Source organism: Brevundimonas sp. Br13 (assembly GCF_055391505.1).
On record NZ_AP044008.1, the window covers coordinates 2,146,675 to 2,163,119 of the forward strand.

Here is a 16,445-nt window from a genome sequence, read left to right on the forward strand (position 1 = left end):
CCCATGACGAACGATGACGCCGGCGTCGAGCCGGGCGCCGCCCCGGCGCCGGCGCGCGATCCCATTGTTCTGGCGGCGCAACAGATGGTGATCGAAATGTTCAACCTGGCCAGCGCTCAGCTGCCGGATCTTCTGAAGCTGCAAGATCCAGCGGCCGGTCAGGTGGCCAAGTTCAGCGAGGAGATGATCAACCAGCTGAAGGGACAGGTCGAGCGCGCCCTGGGCCTGCCCGCCGCCGGTAAGGACAAGACCTCGTGACAGAAGGGGCGGGCCAGCATCTGTATGACGCTGTGTCGGCGCAGAAGCACCAGGTCGTCGACAGTTTCGCCGATCAACGCGAACAGTTGAGGAAGGCCGTTGCGGACCAGCGCTTGGCGGCCATGCCGGAGGAGATGCGTCGCGCCGCGCTTGGGCCGTCCGCCCAGGTGAGTCGCGAGATCGTCGATACCTTACGGGCGATCATTGCGCAGGAGGTGACGCGACAGCTGGATCTCGCCATCTGCGCGATGCTGGCGCGCGCGGCCGAGGCAGAAGAGGGCGCGGCTCTATCGGCCGAGGCGACGCACAGCTGATCTGATTTCCCTCGAATTCGGATCGCACGCTTCACAAAATCCGAGGAAACCCGTTTAAGTTGTATTCGCGGGGGTGATGGGGCGGACGTCGCATAGACGGCGGGCGGCGCTTCTCCGCCAAGGTCGGATCAGCGCGTCGGCGGCCGACTTCAGCCCGATGGGACAGAGGGGTCGGGAAGATGAATGTTGTCCGCCTGTTTCCAGAAAAGGAAACCCCGGAGATCGAACAGATCGCCAGGTCGCCGGCCCGAACCGAACGAGGCTTGCGTCGGGGTATAAAGCCGGCCCAGCCTTCGCCGGTCGATGTTCTGGCCAGGGCGGCCGGAGAGCGGCGCGCCGCTTCGCCGCTGACGCCGACGGAGGTCATCGCTCGATCCCTGGAGCGGCCGGCCTCCATGGATCGGTTCTGGGCCATCTGGATGGCGCATCAGACAGCCCTACGGCAGAGAAGTCTTCGTCTGTCCGGCGGAAATCGCGCCGACGCCGAGGATGCGCTGAGCGCCGCCATGGTGCGGGCCGCCCAGGCTTTTCAGCGGCAACCGGTGGAGAATCCTCGAGCCTGGCTGGTGCGCATCCTGCACAACACCTGTATGGATCTGCATCGTCAGAACGCCAATCGCATCCCCATCCAGACAGAGGACGCCGATCTGCCGCAGCCGACTGCGGCGGCCTGGGTCAAGGCGGCCCCGTCGCCGGAAGAAGCCCTCTCGCAACAAGAGCGAGACGCCGCCTGGGACAAGGCCATGAACGCCCTGCCGGCCGCACTGGTCGAACCCTTGCGGCTTCACCTGGACGATTGGGGGGATGATCGGATCGCCGCCCATCTGAACATCAGTCGCGAACTGGTTCGAAAACGACGACAACTCGCCAAGAACCGTCTGCGCCTGTTGCTGGACCTCTAGACGGGCGGATCGACCAGCACCGCCGGCGACAGGGGGGCGCCTGTGGCCTCTGCCACCAGCTCGGCCGTGCGCGCTTCGATCACGGCTTCCAGGCGCGCCAGGAATTCGTCCTTGTCCAGGCCGACTGGAATGGGGTCCAGAAACTCGAGCGTGGCCGTGCCTGGATGCTTCTCGTACTTCTCTTCGGGCCAGAAGAGGCCGAGGTTGGTGGCCAGCGGCACGACCGGCATGTCGAAGTCGCGATGCATATGCCAGACACCTGAGCGATAGCGGTATTTCTGTCCGACCGGGGCGAGGTGACCTTCAGGATAGATCAGGATCTTGCGGTTTTCAGCCCTGGCTTGGGCGGCGCGGGTTGCGAGCGCCTGACGCGCTTCGTGGCCGCCGCAGCTGTTGACCACGATCGCCCCCAGCTTTTTCAGAACGCCGCCGAGCAGGGGAAATTTTTCCAGGTGGTCGCCGGTGACGAAAGCCAGATCGTCGAACTGATCATAGGTCGCGAAGCCGTCGCCCCAGCTCTGGTGTTTGGAGGCGATGATGAAGGCGCCCTCAGGCAGCCGTTCCTTGCCCCGCACGTCCAGGCGGATGCCGGCGAAGAGGGCCATGGCCTGCACCATGCGTCGGACGTAGCGGCGGATGACCCAGCCAGTCGGGCCCCGCCCGGGGGCAAGCGCCGCGAAGGCGGCGGCCAAGCCATAGGCGATCGAGAGAATCCAGTAGGCGACGTTGAATGAAAAGCTGCGCATGGATCGATTATTGCGCAGCTGGCCGCGATGTCATGCCCTCAAGCCGCGTTTTCGAGGGCGGGCGCCCGCGTGACGCGATTGCGACCCCCGCGCTTGGAGGCGTAAAGCGCCGCGTCCGCGCGCTCCAGAAGGGCGGCGGGGCTTTCTCCCGGCCGATAGTCGGCAAAGCCGGCCGAAAGCGTCACCTTGCCCAGATCGTCGTTGGTCGAGCGACGCCGCAAGGCTCGGGACGCAACCTCTTCGCGGATGGTCTCCAGCGCCGCCAGAACCGTCCCCGCACCCTCGCCGGGGAAAAGGATGGCGAACTCTTCACCGCCGAAGCGGGCGACGAAGCGATTTCCGCCGCTGAAGCGAGACAGGACGGTCGAGACATAGCGCAAAACCTGGTCGCCCGTCTGATGGCCCCAAGTGTCGTTGAACCGTTTGAAGTGGTCGATGTCGATGATCGCCAGGATCAGCGGCGCATCGCCAGACGCACAGGACTGTTCCAACCGCTCGTCGAAGGCCTTGCGGTTGGCCAGGCTGGTCAGGGCGTCGGTCATCGCTTCGCGCCGGACCTCTTCCAGATGCTCGCGCAGTCGCGCGATTTCCTTGTTGGAGGTCTCCAGTCGCTTTTCCAGCACGGCGGTTTCGCGCCGCGCGCGTTTGGTCGCCGTCGACAGGCCGCTGACCAGCGCTTTCAGCGGCGAGGCGGCGCCGGCGGCTTCAATAGTGTTGGACGCATCCGCCAGGGTGTCGCCATAGTCCGCCTGGGTCTTATGGGCCTTGGCGATGGCGTTGGCGACGCTGGCCAGTTCCCGGTCCAGCACGGCGCCGGCGTCGCGAATCTGCTCCGACAAGCGGCCGCGCGGCAGGAATTCTGCGGCGAGCCGCTCGGACACCTCGTCCGATATGATTGCCGACGCGGCCAGGAGCCGGTCGATCTCGCAGGCGAGCGGGCTCTCGCGGTCGTCAAGGTAATGAAGCCAGAGCTCGAAGTTCAGTCGGGTCGGCCAGACGCCGGCCTTTTCCATCTCGTCGATGACATGGTGCGCGAAGGCGTAAGCCTGAGGCCCTCTGACCGTCGTCTCCAGCTCGGCCGTCATTCTACGCTCCAACCCCCTTCTAGAGTTTCGCAGGACATTAGATGTCTATCCGTAACACCGGGTAAACAGCAGGCGGGGAGAGGGCGTAAATCAGCGGGGATCAGCCGTGAATGATCACCGGTCGGCGTAGGAAGGCGGGTATGTCGTCGCCGAAACCCTTGACCCCGGTCCGCTCGCGCTCCTCCGGCCGGCGTTCGCCGCGGCGATCGGACTGGCGCAGTTGAGGCTCGAGTTCCGCACGGGCGGGACGATCCGAATCGACAGAAACCGGCTCGGAGAGGGTCGCCTCGACCGCTGGCGGAGGCGCGGCCTCCGGCTTGGTCTTGCGGCGGCTGCGAGAGCGGGCCGGAGCCTCGGCGGTCTGCGCTTCGGTCGGGATTTCCGCAGACGCCGCGACGGCCTGTTCCGTCTTGTCCGTTGATCGCGTCCCACCGCGGCCGGTTCTTTCGCGTCCGCCCTTGTCATCGCGCTGGGCGGGCTTCTTGGTCGTGTCGAAATCGACGCCGTCCAGGACCAACTCCTCCGGCTCCTTCTTGATCAGCTTGAGCACCTTATCCAGCGACTTGTCGTCGGCCGGGGTCACGATCATGAAGGCCTGTCCCAGACGGCCGGCCCGGCCCGTGCGGCCGATGCGGTGCACATAGTCGTCGGCGTGGTGCGAGACGTCGTAGTTGAAGACGTGGCTGACGTCGGGAATGTCCAGACCGCGCGCGGCGACGTCGGACGCCACCAGAATCTTCAGCGCCCCCGAACGGAAGTCGGCCAGGGTCTTCATCCGGTGCGACTGATCCAGGTCGCCATGGATGGGGGCGGCGTCGAAGCCATGAGTCTTCAGCGACTTGGCGACGATATCGACTTCCGACTTGCGGTTGCAGAAGACGATGCCGTTCTTGACGTCCGACCGCTCGATCATGGCCCGCAGAGCGGTGCGCTTGGCCTTGGGGTCGCTGGTGGGGATGCGAACCAGATATTGGGTGATGGTGTCGGCGGTCTGGGCGGGACGCGAGACCTCGATCCGGGTCGGATCCTTGAGGAAGGCGGTCGTCAGGCGGGTGATCTCCGGCGGCATGGTGGCCGAGAAGAACAGGGTCTGGCGACGCGGCGGCGTCAGTTTGAAGATCCGTTCGATGTCGGGGATGAAGCCCATGTCGAGCATCCGGTCGGCTTCATCGACGACCATGATCTCGACGCCCGTCAGCAGCATCTTGCCGCGTTCGAACAGGTCGAGCAGGCGGCCCGGAGTGGCGATCAGGACGTCGACGCCCTTGTTCAGCGCCGCCACCTGGTCGCCCATGGAGACGCCGCCGATCAGCAGCACCCAGCTCAGCTTGGTGCCCTTGGCGTATTTGGCGAAGCTCTCGGCGACCTGGTCGGCCAGTTCGCGGGTCGGGGCCAGCACGATGGCGCGCGGCATCCGGGCACGGGCGCGGCCCGAGGCCAGGCGCTCGACCAGGGGCAGGGTGAAGGCGGCGGTCTTGCCCGTCCCGGTCTGGGCGATGCCCAGGACGTCGCGGCCGGCGAGGGCGACGGGGATCGCCTGTTCCTGAATGGGGGTGGCGGTCGTATAGCCGGTGTCGGCGACCGCTTGCAGGGTCGTGGGCGAAAGGCCCAGTTGGGAAAATTCTGTCATGAATCCTTGGGACGAAAAGCGTCTGCGTGCATAGCAGCGACGGAACCGCCCCTCTTTGGGCGAGCGGGCGGCGCGGATCGCAGACCTGTCCCGAGGCTGGGGGCGATATAGAAGCCCCTCCGACAAAGTCAAGTATTCTCGCTATTTCGGCCTGCTGAAGCGGAATAAATTCCCATGGTCAAGTTGGAGGTCGCTTGACTCCTCGTGGCCTGAAAGAGGCATATAAGAGAACAAAAGGAGAACTGTTGTGCGGTCCGACCGCAAGATCGAAGCCCTGCGCCAACATCTGAAAACCCTGGAGGCAGCCGGTCATCCAGTGGACGACGCACGCTTCGATCTCGGACTGGAGGCGGCTGACCGGCATCTAGGCGGGCTGGCGACCCATGGGCTGCACGAGGTTTACGCCGCGACTACGCCTGATGCGACAGCGGCCCTGGGGTTCGCTCTGGGACTGGTCCGCCGGACGGCGGGCGATCGACCTGTGGTCTGGGGGGTCCAGGCCATGGCCGAACTGGAGACGGGGCGGATCTATGGGGCGGGCCTGCGCGAACTGGGGCTGGATCCCGGCCGGCTGGTGCTGGTGCGGGTCAAGGAGACGAAGGATCTGCTGGCGGCGGGAGAGGAAGCCCTGGCCGGTGGAGCCGTGGGAGCGGTGCTGCTGACAGCCTGGGGCGAGAGCAAGGTGCTGAGCCTGACCGCCACGCGTCGCCTGTCGATGGCGGCAGGGCAGGGACGGGCGACTGCACTCCTGACCCGGTTGGCGGCCCAGCCCCAGCCCAGTGCAGCCGAAACGCGGTGGCGGATCAGGGGGGCTTTGTCGCGGGCGCTGGAAGCGGAGGCCCCTGGCCATCCGACCTATGCGGTCGAACTGTTGCGACATCGGCTGGGCGCGCAGCCGAGAAGCTGGATCATGGAGTGGGATCGTGAGCGCGGAATCTTCGAACAGGGCGGGCAGAATGCCGGACATGAACAGCCGCAACGACCGGCGCTATCTGGCGGTCTGGTTTCCCCTGCTGCCGACAGATCGGCTGAGGCGCGAGGAGAGGGGCTCAGACGCTACGGCTGAACCGGCCACCGTGTTGGTGGAAAAGGTGAAGGGCGGGCTCCGTTTGGCCGCTGCAAATGGTTCCGCCCTGGCTCTGGGTCTGTCGCCGGGCATGACTCTGGCGGACGCGCGGGCGCGGGCGCCGAATATCCGCGTGGAGCCGCACCGGCCCGAGGCGGACACGGCCCTGTTGAGACGGGTGCTGCTGGATTTCGGACGCTTCACCCCGATGGCGGCGACGGACGGGCCGGACGGCCTGGCGCTGGATGTGACCGGTTGCGCCCACCTGTTCGGGGGTGAAGAAGGACTGATCCGGGCGGTCGCGGCGCGGGCTGAGGGCGTGGGTCTGGCGACGCGCCTGGCCCTGGCCGGCACGCCCGAGGCGGCGCGGGCCCTGGCCCGCTTCGGGCGGGGCGGAATCTATCAGGGCGAGGACCAGAGCCAGGCCCTGCGTCGCTTGCCGGTCGCGGCGCTGGAACTGTCGGACAAGGAGACCCAGGCCCTGTCGCGCGCGGGCCTGAAGACCCTGGCGCATCTGGCGGACCGCCCCACGGCGCCCATCGCCGCCCGGTTCGGGGCCGCAGCGGCGACGCGGCTGAACCGGGTGTTGGGACGCGAAGACGTCCGCATCCGTCCCGAACGGCCGGTTCCGCTCGTCTGCGTCGATCGCATTCTGGTCGAACCGATCACGGAGACCCCGGACATCGAGGCGGTGATCGGCGACCTGCTGGTCGAGGCCATGGACCGGCTGGACCTGCGCGGTCAGGGCGGGCGCGCGTTTCAGGCCGGCTTTTTCCGCCTGGACGGGGAGGTGCGCCATATCACCGTGCGCACGGGCCGTCCCACCCGCGAGGCGGCGGCCGTGCTGCGCCTGTTCCGCGAACGGCTGGCCAGTCTGGCGCGGCCCCTGGATCCGGGGTTCGGATTCGATCAGTTGCGTCTGTCGGTGACAGTCGCCGACCGCCTGGCCTCGCGCCAGCGGGGCTTCGAGGCCGCCCCGTCCACCGCTGAAGATCTGGGGCGACTGATCGACCGGCTGACCGCGCGTCTGGGGCCGGAGGCGGTCAGCCGGTTCGAGCCGATAGAGTCGCACTGGCCCGAACGCGCCGTCCGCCTGAGCCCGGCGGCCCATGCCCTGGGCGAGATCGTCGCCTGGTCCGAACCGGACCCTGCCGACCCGCCGCTGCGGCCGTTGCAGATGTTCGATCCGCCCCAGCCGGTTCTGGCCACGGCGGAAGTGCCCGATCATCCGCCTAACCGCTTCATCTGGCGGCGGGTGGACCACCGGCTGGTCCGGGTCGAAGGCCCCGAGCGCATCGCGCCCGAATGGTGGCGCAGGTTGCAGGGGCCCCAGGAGCCGACGCGCGACTATTACCGGGTCGAGGACCAGGAGGGACGGCGTTTCTGGCTGTTCCGTTCCGGCTTCTACGGCGAGGAGCCGGCCCCGCGCTGGTTCCTGCACGGGGTCTTCGCATGACCGCCTATGCCGAACTGGCGACGCGCAGCAACTTCTCCTTTCTGGAGGGGGCGTCGCATCCGAAGGAGCTGGTGCTGGCTTCGATCCTGCTGGGCCATACGGGAATGGGTCTGGCTGATCGCAACAGTCTGGCGGGCGTGGTCCGGGCCTGGAGCGCGCTGAAGGCCTTGAAGGAGGAGGGGCTGTCGCCGCCGGACAAGGTGCGCGAGGGCGGCGGTCCAGGCGAGGTCGGCTGGGTCGAGGATCCGATGAACGACCCGGCCCTGAGCGACCGGGTCAAGCAGCGCGCCCAGGCCTTCAAACTGGTTCTCGGCGCCCGGCTTCGGTTCAATGACGGCGCGCCGGACATTCTGGCCTATCCGGAGGATCGCCAGGGCTGGGCGCGCCTGTGTCGCCTGCTGACGCTGGGCAACAGTCGAGCCAGGAAAGGTCAATGCGAGATCGGCCTGCACGACCTGTGCGCGGCGCCCGAGGGATTGCTGCTGATCGTCATGCCGCCGCCTCGTCTGGAAGGCTTGGAGGCCGTGCTGGCGCGAGTGGTCGCGGCGGCGCCGGGCGCGGTCTGGCTGGGGGCGGCCATGACCCGTTCCGGCGACGACCGGCGCCGCCTGGCGCGGCTTAAGGCGATGGCGAAGCGGACAGGCGCCACCCTGCTGGCGGTCAATGACGTCCTGTATCATGAGGCCGGACAGCGCGACCTTCAGGATGTCCTGACCTGTATCCGCGAAGGCGTGACTCTGGAAACGGCAGGGCGACGGCTGGAAGAGAACGCCGAGCGCCGCCTGAAGCCGCCGCGGGAAATGGTCCGCCTGTTCGCCGATGCGCCAGAGGCGGTGGCGGAGACGCAGAATATGCTGGCGCGGGTGAGGTTCGACCTTGAGGATCTTCGCTACAACTATCCCGAGGAGCCGATCCCGCCGGGGTGGTCGTCACAGGACTGGCTGGCGCACCTGGTCGATCGAAACCTGGACCAGAAATATCCGCAGGGTGCGCCTCAGAAGGTGCGCGATGATCTCGACAAGGAGCTCGCCTACATCCGGGAGCGCGATCTGGCGCCCTATTTCCTGACCATCCACGACATTGTCCAGGTCGCGAACGACAAGGGCATCCTGTGTCAGGGACGAGGATCTGCGGCGAATTCGGCCGTCTGCTATGTGCTGGGGATCACCTCGGTCGATCCCGGCCAGCATGATCTTCTGTTCGAACGCTTCCTGTCGGCCGATCGAAACGAGCCGCCGGATATCGACGTCGATTTCGAACATGAGCGGCGCGAGGAGATCATTCAGCACATCTACGACCGGTATGGGCGGCACAGGGCGGGCATAGCGGCGACGGTCATCCGTTACCGACCGCGCAGCGCCATTCGCGAGGTCGGCAAGGTCCTGGGTCTGACCGAGGATGTGACGGCGCGGCTGGCCGGCAGTCAGTGGGGCAGTTTCGGCAGCGACATGACCGAAGGCCACGTCGCCCAGGCCGGACTGGAAGTCGCCAATCCGCAGATCGCGCGCGCCGTCGCCATGACGCGGCGGCTGCTGGGCTTCCCGCGTCACCTGTCACAGCATGTCGGCGGCTTCGTCCTGACCCAGGACCGGCTGGACGAGGTCGTGCCCATCGGCAATGCGGCCATGCCGGACCGGACCTTCATCGAATGGGACAAGGACGACATCGACGCCCTGGGTCTGATGAAGGTCGATATTCTGGCGCTGGGGATGCTGACCTGTATCGCCAAGGCGTTCGATCTGATGCGGTCGCTGGGAGTGGCGGACCTGCGGCTGGACACGGTTCCCGACGAAGATCCGGCCGTCTACCGCATGCTTCAGGAAGGGCGGTCCATCGGGGTCTTTCAGGTGGAGAGCCGGGCGCAGATCAACATGCTGCCGAGGCTGAAACCCGCGACCTTCTACGATCTGGCCATTCAGGTGGCGATCGTCCGGCCGGGGCCGATCCAGGGCGACATGGTGCATCCCTATCTGCGTCGACGCCAAGGTCTGGAGGCGCCGGACTACGCCCGGCCCGGCCCGCCGCATGATCCGGACGAACTGAAGAAGGTGCTCAAAAAGACCCTGGGCGTGCCCCTGTTTCAGGAGCAGGCGATGAAGGTCGCCATGGTGGCGGCCGAGTTCACCTCGGCCGAGGCCAATGGTCTGCGCAAGGCGATGGGCACCTTTCGAGGCGACGGGACGCTCTGGAAGTACGAGGCGCGAATGGTCGGTCGGATGATCGCCCGCGGCTACGACCCCGCCTTCGCCCAAAGATGTTTCGAGCAGATCAAGGGCTTTGGTTCGTACGGCTTTCCCGAGAGCCACGCGGTGTCGTTCGCCAGGCTGGTCTACATCTCGTCCTGGATCAAATGTCATCATCCGGCGGTGTTCGCCTGTGCGCTGCTGAACAGCCAGCCCATGGGATTCTATGCGCCGGCCCAACTGGTGCGGGATGCGCAGGAGAGCCCGCAGAAGGTCGAGGTGCGGCCGATCGACGTGAACCACAGCCTCTGGGACAATAGGCTGGAGCCGACGGCACGGGGACCGGAATATCCGGCCTTGCGATTGGGGATGCGCCAGATCGACGGGTTCAAACAGGTTTGGGCGGACCGGATCGTCGCGGCGCGCGAGGTTCCCTTCGTCGATGTGGAGGAGATGGCGCGGCGGACGGGGCTGGAGGCGGCCGCGATGCGGAAGCTGGCGGATGCGGACGCGTTTCGGTCGATGGGGCTGGATCGACGCGAGGGGTTGTGGGCGGTCAGACGCTTGCCGGACGACGAGCCCCTGCCGCTGTTCCAGGCGGCGCGGGCGCGGGAGCTGGGCGTCGAGGCGGCGGCGAACCTGCCGCTGATGCCGCTGAAGGAGCATATCGCCACCGACTATCAGACGACGCGCCTGTCGCTGAAGGGGCACCCGATGCAGATCCTGCGGCCGATGTTCGACGCCGAGCGGGTGCTGAGCGCCGAGGCGGTCTACGCCAAGAGGCACGGGGCGCTGGTGAAGACGGCGGGGGTGGTGCTGGTGCGCCAGAGGCCCGGCACGGGCAACGCCATCTTCGTGACCCTGGAGGACGAGACCGGGGTGGTGAACATCCTGCTGTGGGCGCGGCTGTTCGAGACTTTCCGGCGTGAGGTCATGGCCGCGCGGCTGATGGAGGTGGAGGGCACGGTCGAAAAGAGCGTCGAGGGCGTGCTGCACGTCATGGCGCGGCGGGTGATCGATCGTTCGGCCGAGCTGGGGCGGCTGTCCGAGGACTATGACCTTGAGGTCGAGCTGTCGCGGGCGGATGCGGTGAAATATCCGCAAGGCCCGCGCAGCCCGACCGGCCGGCATCCGCGCGACGTCCGAATCTTGCCGGGGTCGCGCGACTTTCACTGACGGACGTCAGCAGGTGGCGGGGGCCGCCACCGCTGTCCGCTTGCGGCTTAGGAAAAGGACCAGCAACAGGCCCAGTCCGGAAGCGACGGCTCCGGCCAAGGACACGGCTGGATAACCGAGGCCTCCTGCGATGACCGCTCCGCCCACGGCCGCGCCGATGGCGTTGCCCAGATTGAAGGCGCCGATGTTCATCGCCGAGGCCAGGTTGGGCGCATCGCCGGCGGCGCCCATGACCCGCACCTGGAGCGGCGGCACCAGGGCGAAGCTGGCGATCCCCCACAGGAAGACCAGTATCGAGGTCGGGACCGCGAACGGCATGGCGACAGCGAAGGCGACCAGGATGGCGGACAGGGAGGCCAGGGTCACGATCAAGGTCCGGTCCACGGACTTGTCCGCGAACTTGCCGCCCAGCCAGTTGCCGAGCGTCAGGCCCAGCCCATAGGTCACCAGCATGGCGGTAACGAAGCCGAGCGAGGCGTGGGTCTGCTCGCGCAGGATCGGGGCGATATAGGTGAAGACGGTGAACATGGCGCTGGAGCCGATCACCGTCAGGGCCAGTGCCGCCAGCACGGAGCCGCGACTGAGGACGCGCAGCTCGGCGGCGATGTTTCCGCCGGTCGGAGCGGAGAGTTGGGGCAGGGTCAGGCGCAGGGCGGCCATGACCCCCACGCCGATGGCGGCGATGCCCCAGAAGCTGGCGCGCCAGCCCAGGGCGTCGCCGGCCCAGGTCGCCAGGGGCACGCCGACGACATTGGCGATGGTCAGGCCCATGAACATGGCGGCGACGGCGCCCGCCTGACGGTTCGGCGGGACCAAGCCGGCGGCCACGATCGAGCCGACGCCGAAGAAGGCGCCGTGGTTCAGCGAGGTGATGACCCGCGCGATCAGCAGCATCGCGTAGTCGGTCGAGATCGCTGACAGCAGGTTGCCGACGGTGAAGACGGCGGCGAGACCGATCAGCAGGGCTCGGCGCGGCATACGGCCTGTGGTCAGGGTCATCAGCGGCGCGCCCAGCATGACCCCCAGGGCATAGGCGCTGATCAGCAGGCCGGCCGTGGGAATGGAAACGCCGAGATCGGTGGCGATGACGGGCAGCAGACCCATCGGGGCGAACTCGGTCACGCCGATACCGAAGGCGCCGGCGGCGAGGGCGAGCAGGGGAGGATTGAGTTTCATGGTTGTCCTTCGGCGATGTCCTTGTCCGGACGCACAGATGGACGGCGATCCGCGCCAGCGTTAGGCAGGCTTCAGGCCAAAGATTTTTGATCTGGACGCACAGATGCAGACGACCGGCGTAGACCGCGCGAGAGAGATGGAAGTGTTCGCCGCCGTGGCGCAAAGCGGCAGTTTCTCGGCTGCGGGGCGGATGCTGGACCTGACGCCGTCTGCGATCAGCCGGACCATCGACCGGATCGAGGCGCGGCTGGGCGTGCGGCTGATGCTGCGGACCACGCGGGTGCTGACGCTGACGGCGGAGGGCCAGACCTATCTGGCGGCGGCGCGTCGGATCCTGGCCGATCTGGACGATGCCGAGCGGGTCATCTCCGACCAGGGAGCCCCGCGCGGGCGGGTCAGGGTCAGCGCGTCCCTGGCCCACGGCCGCCAGCGCGTCGTGCCGCTGCTGGGCGAGTTCGCCCGCCTGTATCCGCATATACTGATCGACTTCAACCTGACCGATGTCGTGGTCGATGTGGCGGCGGGCCAGGCCGATGTCGCCATCCGGTTCGGACCGCTGGCCGACAGTCCGCTGACGGCGCGCCGACTGGGCGAGACGGGGCGGACCATTGTCGCCTCGCCGGAGTATCTGGCGCGACGGGGCGCGCCGCAGGTCCCGGAGGATCTGCACGATCACGACTGTCTGAACTTCAATTTCCGCCGGGCCGAGCCGGTCTGGCCCTTCCGGCGCGACGGCCGGGATTACGCCCTGACGGTGAGGGGACCGATCGAGGCCAACAATGGCGAGACGCTGACGCAGCTGGCGCTGGCCGGCGTCGGGGTGACGCGAGTGGGCAATTTCAGCGTCGCGGACGCCATCGAAACGGGGCGGCTTGTCCCGCTGCTGGAAGCCTTTAATCCTGGTGATCGCGAGCCGATCCACGCCGTCTTTGTGGGCGGCGCCAATATGCCGGCTCGGGTAAGGGTCTTCGTGGACTTTCTGGCGGAACGGCTGCGCTGAACCGGAAATCGCCGGACGAGCGGACCCGTCCGGCGAGCTTCAGTCTCGACTGCGATTTGAACTCAGCGCTTGCCGAAGATCAGATCGCCCAGTTTGGCGAAGAAGCTCTTTTCATCCGTCTTCGGCGCGGCGGCCGGGGTCGGAGCGGCGGGCTTGGGCGTTTCGACCGGCTTCGGCGCCGGAGCGGCGGCGGCCGGCGCAACGACCGCAGCGGGCGTCGGCGCAGCGACGACGGCCGGGGCGGCAGGCTTGGGCGCAGCGGCCTTGGCGGCCGGCTTCGCGGCTGTGGTCTTGGCGGCGGGCTTGGCTGCAGCGGGCTTGGACGCCTTGGGCGCAGCGGCCTTCACCGGCGCAGCCTTGGCGGCCGGAGCGGCCTTGGGTTTGGCGGCCGCCTTCGGTGCGGCCTTGGGCGCAGCGGTCTTCGCAGCGGCGGCCTTGGCGGCCGGCTTCGCAGCCGGGGCCTTGGCGGCGGGCTTGGCGGCTGCAGCCTTGGGGGCGGCCGTCTTGGGCGCAGGCTTTGCAGCGGCGGGCTTGGTCGCCTTGGGCGCGGCGGTTTTCTCGGCGACGGCCTTCACAGCGCTCGACTTCGGCGCGGCTTTAGGCTTGGAAGCGGCGGTCGCCGGTTTCGGCGACGCAGGTTTAGACGTAGACGGTGACTTGGCCATGTATTCCCCGACCCCTCGGTTAGTTAAAAAGCCCGGCGGCGTCGGGAGGACGAAGCGCCGGATCGCAACGATTCGCCATCTTAGCGGTGTTTGAGAAATGTCCGAGTCCGCAGTTCAGATAATCGCACGCGGTTCGCGCGACAGCGCCGAGGCCGCCGCCGCCGCCATCGACGCCGATCCCATGCTGGAGGGGGCGACCTATTCCATCCTGGAGGAGGACGAGGATCGCAATCTCTGGCGTATCGACGCCTTCCCGACGACCGAGGACGAGGTCGAGGGTCTGAAGGCGACCCTGGCCGACTACGCCGTGACCGTCACGGTCGAGAAGCTGGCCGACGCCGACTGGCTGGCCATGTCGCTGTCGGGCCTGCCGCCGGTGCGGGCCGGGCGCTTCTTCGTCTATGGGGCCCATGACGAGGGACGGGTTCCGCCGAACGCCGTCAATCTGAAGATCGACGCCGGCGCCGCCTTCGGCACCGGCCACCACGGCACGACGGTCGGCTGTCTGGAAGCCTTCGACGACCTGCTGAAGCGGGAGCGGTTCGAGCGGGTGCTGGACGTCGGCTGCGGCACGGGCGTCCTGGCGATCGCGGCGGCCCGCACCGGCAGCCGGATCGCCATCGGCACCGACATCGACGCCCCTTCGGTGCGGATCGCCAATGAGAACGCCGCCCTGAACCAGGCCCACGCCAGCTTCGTCCACGCCTCGGGCCTGAACGACCAGCGGGTGAGAAAGCACGGACCCTATGATCTGGTCTTCGCCAACATCCTGGCCCCGCCGCTGGTGGCCCTGTCGCAGGACATCAAGACGGCGCTGAGCCTGGGCGGGGTCGCCATACTGTCGGGCCTGCTGCGGACCCAGGAACGTCGGGTGACGGCGGCCTATACGTCGCGCGGATTCCGTCTGGAGAAGCGCATCCATCACGACGCCTGGAGCGCCCTGGTGCTGCGGCGAATGGGCTGAGGAACGAGAGACGAGATGATGCGCCAGACCTTCGACGAGACCACCGATCCGTCCTTCGGGGCCAAACACCTGCCGCTGTTGCGCGCCGAGATGGCCAAGCAGGGGCTGGACGGCTTCCTGATCCCGCACGAGGACGAACACCAGAACGAATATCTGCCCGACGCCAACGAGCGGCTGGCCTGGGCCACCGGCTTCAACGGCTCGGCCGGGGCGGCCGTGGTGTTCCAGGACCGGGCCAGCATGTTCACCGACGGCCGCTATACGGTGCAGGTCAAGGTCCAGACCGATCCGGCCCTGTTCGAACGGCGCGACCTGAACGACGTCGCCGCCTATCTGGAAACGGCCAAGCCCGGCCAGGTAATCGGCTATGATCCGCGTCTGCACAGCCCGGACGCCCTGGTCCCGCTGAAGGCGGCGGCCCAGAAGGCGGGGGCGGAGCTGAAGCCGGTCGAGGCCAATCCGCTGGACCTGGCCTGGGGGGCGGATCGTCCGGCCCAGCCGACCGCCCCGGTCGTCCCGCACGAAGATGTCTATTCCGGCGAGGCCCATGCGGCGAAGCGGGCGCGGATCGGTCGGGCCGTGGCGGACGCCGGCGCCGAGGCCGTGGTTCTGACCGCGCCCATGTCGATCGCCTGGCTGTTCAATGTGCGCGGCGGCGACGTGATCCGCTCGCCGTTGCCGATCGGCCAGGCCGTGCTGGAGGCCGACGGCAAGGCGCGCCTGTTCCTCGATCCGGCCAAGGTGACCAATAAACTGCCCGGCTGGCTGGGCGACGAGGTCCAGCTGGAGGCGCCCGAGCGGCTGGGCGAGGCGCTGGATGGTCTGGCCGGCAAGAAGGTGATGATCGATCCCGCTCTGTCGTCCGCCTGGTATTTCGACCGGCTGGAGCAGGCGGGGGCGACGGTGGTGCGGGCCATGGACCCCTGCGCCGTTCCGCGGGCCGCCAAGAACGCGGTCGAGATCGAGGGCAGCCGACGCGCCCATATCCGCGACGGCGCCGCCCTGGCCAACTTCCTGCATTGGGTCGACACGGTCGCCCAGCAGACCCTGCCGGACGAGCGCGAGGTGGTGGAGACCCTGGAGCGGTTCCGCGAGGCGACGGGCGCCCTGAAGGACCTGAGTTTCGACACCATCGCCGGAGCCGGGCCGAACGGCGCCCTGCCGCATTACAAGCCGGTCGGGGCCACGATCCGACGGATCGAGAAGGGCTCCCTGCTGCTGGTGGACGGCGGCGGCCAGTATCTGGACGGGACGACCGACGTGACCCGCACCATGGCGGTGGGCGAGCCGACGGCGGACCAGCGTCACAAGTTCACCCTGGTGCTGAAGGCCCATATCGCCATGGCGACGATCCGCTTCCCGGCGGGGACCAGCGGCATGGCGCTCGACGCCATAGCGCGGGCGCCGATGTGGGCGGCGGGGCTGGATTACGACCATGGGACCGGCCACGGCGTCGGCTCCTATCTGGGCGTCCACGAGGGGCCGCAGCGGATCGCCAAATGGGGCACCAGCCAGCCGCTGCTGGAGGGGATGATCCTGTCCAACGAGCCCGGCTATTACCGCGAGGGCCATTGGGGCGTCCGCATCGAGACCCTGCAGGTGGTGACGCCGGCCGTGGTTCCCGAGGGCGGCGAGCGGCCGATGCACGGCTTCGAACAGCTGACCTTCGCCCCGATCGACCGCAAGCTGATCGCGGTCGATCTGCTGACCCCGGACGAGCGGGCCTATGTCGACGCCTATCACGCCGAGACCTTGGCCAAGGTCGGCCCCCTGGTCGAGGGCGAGGTGCGGGCCTGGCTGGAACAGGCCTGCGCGCCGCTCTGA

General features: G+C 67.8%; 14 protein-coding genes. 9 read left to right on the forward strand and 5 right to left on the reverse strand.

Annotation, left to right across the window (positions count from 1 at the left end):
* Positions 1 to 3 precede the first annotated feature (3 nt).
* The 3 genes from ACZ5M6_RS10600 (at position 4) to ACZ5M6_RS10610 (ending at position 1,474) form a co-directional block, all read left to right on the forward strand.
* Positions 4 to 258 (forward strand): hypothetical protein, encoded by a 255-nt coding sequence (locus ACZ5M6_RS10600; RefSeq protein WP_182713599.1) that lies wholly within the window; start codon positions 4 to 6, stop codon positions 256 to 258.
* Positions 255 to 572 (forward strand): hypothetical protein, encoded by a 318-nt coding sequence (locus ACZ5M6_RS10605; protein ID WP_182713598.1) that lies wholly within the window; start codon positions 255 to 257, stop codon positions 570 to 572. The genes ACZ5M6_RS10600 and ACZ5M6_RS10605 overlap by 4 nt, the downstream gene beginning before the upstream one ends.
* 263 nt (positions 573 to 835) lie before the next feature.
* A complete protein-coding gene (locus ACZ5M6_RS10610; RefSeq protein WP_201462603.1) occupies positions 836 to 1,474 on the forward strand; it encodes an RNA polymerase sigma factor in 639 nt (212 codons plus the stop codon).
* Here the strand turns inward: ACZ5M6_RS10610 and ACZ5M6_RS10615 are convergent.
* From ACZ5M6_RS10615 to ACZ5M6_RS10625, 3 genes are all read right to left on the reverse strand, one after another.
* Positions 1,471 to 2,220 (reverse strand): lysophospholipid acyltransferase family protein, encoded by a 750-nt coding sequence (locus tag ACZ5M6_RS10615; RefSeq protein ID WP_464158526.1) that lies wholly within the window; start codon positions 2,218 to 2,220, stop codon positions 1,471 to 1,473. The two genes, ACZ5M6_RS10610 and ACZ5M6_RS10615, sit on opposite strands and share 4 nt — an antisense overlap.
* 38 nt (positions 2,221 to 2,258) lie before the next feature.
* On the reverse strand, positions 2,259 to 3,305 hold the full coding sequence (locus tag ACZ5M6_RS10620) for a GGDEF domain-containing protein (RefSeq protein WP_336967014.1): 1,047 nt from the start codon (positions 3,303 to 3,305) through the stop codon (positions 2,259 to 2,261).
* Positions 3,306 to 3,405: 100 nt separating this feature from the next.
* Positions 3,406 to 4,935, reverse strand: coding sequence for a DEAD/DEAH box helicase (locus tag ACZ5M6_RS10625; protein ID WP_464158529.1), 1,530 nt, complete (start codon positions 4,933 to 4,935; stop codon positions 3,406 to 3,408).
* Between the two features lie 247 nt (positions 4,936 to 5,182).
* On the opposite strand from ACZ5M6_RS10625, the gene ACZ5M6_RS10630 reads away from it, so the two are divergent.
* The 3 genes from ACZ5M6_RS10630 to ACZ5M6_RS10640 are packed head-to-tail and all read left to right on the forward strand — an operon-like array spanning position 5,183 to position 10,816.
* Positions 5,183 to 6,001, forward strand: coding sequence for an ImuA family protein (locus ACZ5M6_RS10630; protein WP_464158531.1), 819 nt, complete (start codon positions 5,183 to 5,185; stop codon positions 5,999 to 6,001).
* Positions 5,901 to 7,457: a Y-family DNA polymerase gene (locus ACZ5M6_RS10635; protein ID WP_464158533.1), complete on the forward strand. Its 1,557-nt coding sequence runs from the start codon at positions 5,901 to 5,903 to the stop codon at positions 7,455 to 7,457. The genes ACZ5M6_RS10630 and ACZ5M6_RS10635 overlap by 101 nt, the downstream gene beginning before the upstream one ends.
* Positions 7,454 to 10,816, forward strand: coding sequence for an error-prone DNA polymerase (locus ACZ5M6_RS10640; RefSeq protein WP_464158534.1), 3,363 nt, complete (start codon positions 7,454 to 7,456; stop codon positions 10,814 to 10,816). The genes ACZ5M6_RS10635 and ACZ5M6_RS10640 overlap by 4 nt, the downstream gene beginning before the upstream one ends.
* Positions 10,817 to 10,822: 6 nt before the next feature.
* Here the strand turns inward: ACZ5M6_RS10640 and ACZ5M6_RS10645 are convergent, their stop codons facing one another.
* Positions 10,823 to 11,992 carry an MFS transporter gene (locus ACZ5M6_RS10645; protein ID WP_464158536.1) on the reverse strand — a complete coding sequence of 390 codons (1,170 nt, stop codon included), beginning with the start codon at positions 11,990 to 11,992 and terminating at the stop codon, positions 10,823 to 10,825.
* A 103-nt stretch (positions 11,993 to 12,095) separates the two neighbouring features.
* On the opposite strand from ACZ5M6_RS10645, the gene ACZ5M6_RS10650 reads away from it, so the two are divergent.
* Positions 12,096 to 12,992 carry a LysR family transcriptional regulator gene (locus ACZ5M6_RS10650; RefSeq protein WP_464158538.1) on the forward strand — a complete coding sequence of 299 codons (897 nt, stop codon included), beginning with the start codon at positions 12,096 to 12,098 and terminating at the stop codon, positions 12,990 to 12,992.
* 62 nt (positions 12,993 to 13,054) lie between these two features.
* Here the strand turns inward: ACZ5M6_RS10650 and ACZ5M6_RS10655 are convergent, their stop codons facing one another.
* Complete coding sequence (locus ACZ5M6_RS10655) at positions 13,055 to 13,567, reverse strand: hypothetical protein (protein WP_464158539.1); 513 nt, start codon at positions 13,565 to 13,567, stop codon at positions 13,055 to 13,057.
* Between the two features lie 187 nt (positions 13,568 to 13,754).
* On the opposite strand from ACZ5M6_RS10655, the gene ACZ5M6_RS10660 reads away from it, so the two are divergent.
* Positions 13,755 to 14,621: a 50S ribosomal protein L11 methyltransferase gene (locus tag ACZ5M6_RS10660; protein WP_054765755.1), complete on the forward strand. Its 867-nt coding sequence runs from the start codon at positions 13,755 to 13,757 to the stop codon at positions 14,619 to 14,621.
* Between the two features lie 18 nt (positions 14,622 to 14,639).
* Positions 14,640 to 16,445 carry an aminopeptidase P family protein gene (locus ACZ5M6_RS10665; protein WP_464160120.1) on the forward strand — a complete coding sequence of 602 codons (1,806 nt, stop codon included), beginning with the start codon at positions 14,640 to 14,642 and terminating at the stop codon, positions 16,443 to 16,445.